Below are 490 nucleotides of genomic sequence, written 5' to 3' on the forward strand. Positions count from 1 at the left end.
GATCTGCGTAGAAACACCGATGGGTTGGCCGAGATCGCTAGGCATACCAGCCCTGAGCTGCGCAATTGGCTGGCGACAGAGAGCGGGCCGGAGACCCTGTCTGTGACCGTGCCCGAAGACACGGGCGGGCTGCCCTCCGGCCAGACATTGGCACTTTCGAAGGCTGAAGTCGCCGAGATCATGACGGCGGCCTATGTCGATTTCAAACCCGCCGAGAAGGAGAGATCGTCAAACCAGTCCAGGCGTCGCAAGGGTGAGGTCATTGCCGCGCTGCGCCGCATGCCCTCCTCAGTGGTCAATGATCTATTCAAGGGTAATCCGAGGTTTAAGGGAGCCAAGACCGGCTGGAATAACCGCCGCGCCGTGATGACGCAGGTTTTGAACGAGTTGCGCCAGCCGAAGGAATTCCGGGCGCCCGCGCTTGCAGATCTGCGTAGAAACACCGATGGGTTGGCCGAGATCGCTAGGCATACCAGCCCTGAGCTGCGCA

At 60.8% G+C, this 490-nt stretch carries 1 protein-coding gene; it reads left to right on the top strand.

Annotated features, from left to right (window positions below; genetic code table 11):
• Positions 1-490 (top strand): hypothetical protein (locus tag Q1A75_RS24065; protein WP_299641562.1); only part of this gene is annotated, 490 nt, incomplete at both ends.

Source organism: uncultured Tateyamaria sp. (genome assembly GCF_947504105.1).
GTDB lineage: Bacteria > Pseudomonadota > Alphaproteobacteria > Rhodobacterales > Rhodobacteraceae > Tateyamaria.